4 protein-coding genes are annotated in these 3412 nt (G+C 57.8%); 3 read left to right on the top strand and 1 reads right to left on the bottom strand.

What is annotated here, in order from left to right; genetic code table 11:
• Positions 1-644, bottom strand: a 644-nt coding sequence (locus M0974_RS20345) for a LysR family transcriptional regulator (protein ID WP_297840852.1), incomplete at its 3' end; no start/stop codon positions are given.
• A gap of 135 nt (positions 645-779) precedes the next feature.
• On the opposite strand from M0974_RS20345, the gene M0974_RS20340 reads away from it, so the two are divergent.
• The 3 genes from M0974_RS20340 to M0974_RS20330 form a co-directional block, all read left to right on the top strand.
• A complete protein-coding gene (locus M0974_RS20340; RefSeq protein ID WP_297840848.1) occupies positions 780-1562 on the top strand; it encodes an alpha/beta hydrolase in 783 nt (260 codons plus the stop codon).
• A 370-nt stretch (positions 1563-1932) separates the two neighbouring features.
• Positions 1933-3045, top strand: coding sequence for a glycosyltransferase (locus M0974_RS20335; RefSeq protein ID WP_297840845.1), 1113 nt, complete (start codon positions 1933-1935; stop codon positions 3043-3045).
• Positions 3042-3412 (top strand): hypothetical protein (locus tag M0974_RS20330; RefSeq protein ID WP_297840842.1); only part of this gene is annotated, 371 nt, incomplete at its 3' end. The genes M0974_RS20335 and M0974_RS20330, both read left to right, overlap by 4 nt.

Genomic DNA, 3412 nt, shown 5'->3' with positions numbered 1-3412 from the left:
TTGCTGCTGACCATGGCCAGTCGGTACGGTCGATCGGCGGCTTTCAACGCCTCGAACATGCGGCGGCGAGTGATGCTCGGCTCGGGATGCACAGCCAGCGGCAGAACAGATTCGCCACCGTTCAAAAGCGAAGTAGGGCTGCCACACCAATGCAGCGGTTCCGTTCGCACGACCGTACCGCGCTGGCTGCCGCTGAGGCGCTTGGCGAATACCAGATCGTATCGGCCTTCGTCGAGTTCGCGAAACAGATCACCACTGAGGCCCGTGCCGATAACCAGTTCAACCTCCGGGTTACGCTGCGCGAAACTGGCCAGTGCCGTGGTGAGCCGCGTGGAGGCAAAGTCCTCAGGAAGGCCAACGCGTACTGTGCCATTCAAAGGCGGCCCGCAGAGACTGGTCATCGCCTCATCCATCAATGCCAGAATTTTTTCGGCGTAGCGGTGCAACGTTTCGCCATGAGGCGACAGCCTCACATTGCGCGTATCCCGTTCGAACAGCGGCTGGCCCACCAGATCTTCAAGCCGGCGGATGTGCTGGCTGACAGTCGATTGCGACAGGCTCACGTGCTCGGCAGCGACAGTGAAGCTAGCGGTTTGTGCGACAACGACAAAGGTGCGTAGAAGTTCGGAGGGCAGTGGGCGCATTGGATATCCCTCTAAATAGCTTCTGATAACGTCATAAATCGACAGAGTCGCAGGGGTTACGATCAATTAGCCTGATGAACAAGGACGGCCAGCAGTCTAAACGATAGCTCCCCTACATTCCCCAAGGACACGACAATGAAGATCAAAAACAACAAGAGCATTTTTCTAACCACGGCGCTGGCGCTGGCCCTAGGTGCCTTATCCAGCCAGGCCATGGCGGCGACCCCGGTGCACAACATCGTTCTCGTGCACGGCGCATGGGTCAACGGCAGCGGCTGGAAACCCGTCTACGACATTCTGGTGAAGGATGGCTACCACGTCTCCGTGGCCGAGCATCCGCTGACCTCATTCGATGATGATGTAACAGCGGTGAAGCGTACGGTCGATATGCAGGACGGCCCGACCATCCTTGTTGGCCACAGCTACGGCGGCGCCATCATTACCGACGTTGGGAATGATCCCAAAGTGGTGGGTCTGGTCTACATCGCAGCACACGCGCTTGATCAGGGCGAAACCGAAGTCTCCAACGGCAAGCTATACCCCAATGCCACCAGCAAGACCAACGATGTCAAGAAGACTGCCGATGACTTCCTCTATCTGGACCCGGCGCATTACCCGGCCGATTTTGCCGCAGATCTGCCGCTGAAGCAGGCCCAATTCGAGGCGAATGCACAGGAGCTCACCGCGGCATCGGTGTTCACCGTGCCAGCCGGTCAGCCCGCCTGGAAAACCAAGCCGAGCTGGTATGCCGTGGCCACGGCCGATCGCATCATCAACCCGGATCTGGAGCGCATGTATGCCAAACGCGCCAACAGCCACACCATCGAAGTGAAGGGCGCCAGCCACTCGGTTTACGAGTCTCATCCCAAGGAAGTCGCTGCGCTGATCGAACAAGCAGCAACGCATGCGGTTCCTTGAGCGATCGGTACTGAACCCAGGTACCAGCGGGCGGCGGCGAAATCAGAAGCCGCCGTCTGTCTATCTGACGTGGCCAAAGCTGTCGAAAGATTGGTCAATAAAATCAATTACATTTTGGCGGCGTGAGGTGGGTATCTCGAGGCTGACATCAAGTGTCATCTAATTGCCGTATCGTCGAATTGCATTCGACTCGATCGGCAAGATCGAAGGCTACAGTTTTGAATTCACAGCCCCCATGGCGTCAAGCACTACGAAATCGTGTGTCAGGTGGGCATAACCCCCGTGACCGGGTATCCGCTGGTTCATATGATGGTGAACAATGGCGCCGCCAAGAATCCTGTTCCTCAGTGTGTCAGCCGGTGCCGGCCACATGCGTGCGGCAGAGGCTCTGCGCCTGACGGCCGAGAAGAGCCTGCCCGGTGTCGTCACGCAACATCTGGACGTCATGGAGTACGTCCCGTCTGCCATGCGCAAACTGTATACGGACTTTTACATCCTTCTCGTCAACAGCTATCCAACCTTATGGGGCATGCTCTACCAACGTAGCGCGGAGGCGGATCCCGACGGTCCGGTGCACAAGTTCCGACGTGCTGTCGAACGGCTTGGAACCGGCGATCTGCGCAAGGCGGTCAACAAGTTTGCGCCCGATGCCATCGTTTGTACCCATTTTCTGCCGGCCGAAGTGCTGACGCACGAGCTTCGGCATGGTCGGCTGAATATTCCTGTATGGGTGCAGGTTACTGATTTCGACCTGCACGCCATGTGGGTGATTCCAGGAATGACTGGTTTCTTCGCAGCTAGCGAGGAAATTGCCTTTCGTATGCAGGCCAATCAAATTGAGTCGCAGCGGATTCATGTCACCGGCATTCCGGTGATGCCCGCGTTCGGCGACTTGCATGATCGCCAAGAATGCTGCCAGCGGTTTGCGCTCGAACCCGCGCGAAAGACGATCATGCTAATGGGCGGTGGGGCAGGCGTGGGCAAGCTCGACGAAGTGGCAGGCATGCTCATGGAGCTGGCGCATGATTTTCAACTGATCGTGCTGGCCGGCCGCAACGAGCAGGCACTGGCCAGACTTCAGACTCTCGCGGTGAAACATCCGGGGCGTTTATTTCCATTCGGGTTCACCAGTGACGTGGCGCCTCTGATGGCCTGCGCTGATCTGTTGATCACCAAGCCTGGCGGACTGACGACATCCGAGTCGCTTGCGCTCGGCGTTCCCATGATTGTTTATGCACCCATTGCGGGTCAGGAGGAGCGCAACGCGGACTACCTCCTTGAGCGAGGTGCCGCATCTAAGGCCATCGACATAGTGTCGCTGGAATATCGGCTGCACGAACTGCTTACGGATACCGCGCGTCTGGAGCGTATGCGCGATTGTGCGAGGGACATCGGCCGCCCCAATGCCGCGCGGAATGTGCTCGACATCGTTCTGGCACAGCTGGCTCTGATCAAGCCCTGCAATGGTGCCGAGTTTCAATGACACGGTTGAACAGGTGCGAATCTGGATCGGTCGGTGGGGAATACCGGCTTGATTTCAATCATCCGCTGTTGCTTTTTCTCACTCTGGGATGGACCGAACTATTGGCGTTCTTTTTCGCCCATGTCGAAATCCAGGTTGAGGGCGCAGCGGGTTGGGCAGCCAGTCTGCCGACGTGGCGGATCGAACATCGCTTGTGGCTTGACGTTTTCTGGGGTGGGCGGGCGATGACGGGATATCACGCATGGCTGTTTCCCTGTATGGCTTTGTTCTTTCATTTCCCGCTGGTTTTCTCTGGAACCTGGAGTTGGCGCCGCGAAGCCCGGGTGCTTGCCTGCATCATGTTGTTCTGGCTCAGCGAGGACTTTCT

It is taken from the genome of Pseudomonas sp., from assembly GCF_026224925.1.
Classification (GTDB): Bacteria; Pseudomonadota; Gammaproteobacteria; order Pseudomonadales; family Pseudomonadaceae; genus Aquipseudomonas.
Note: the sequence above shows the minus strand (reverse complement) of the source record. Positions and strands in the feature narration are given on the sequence as shown.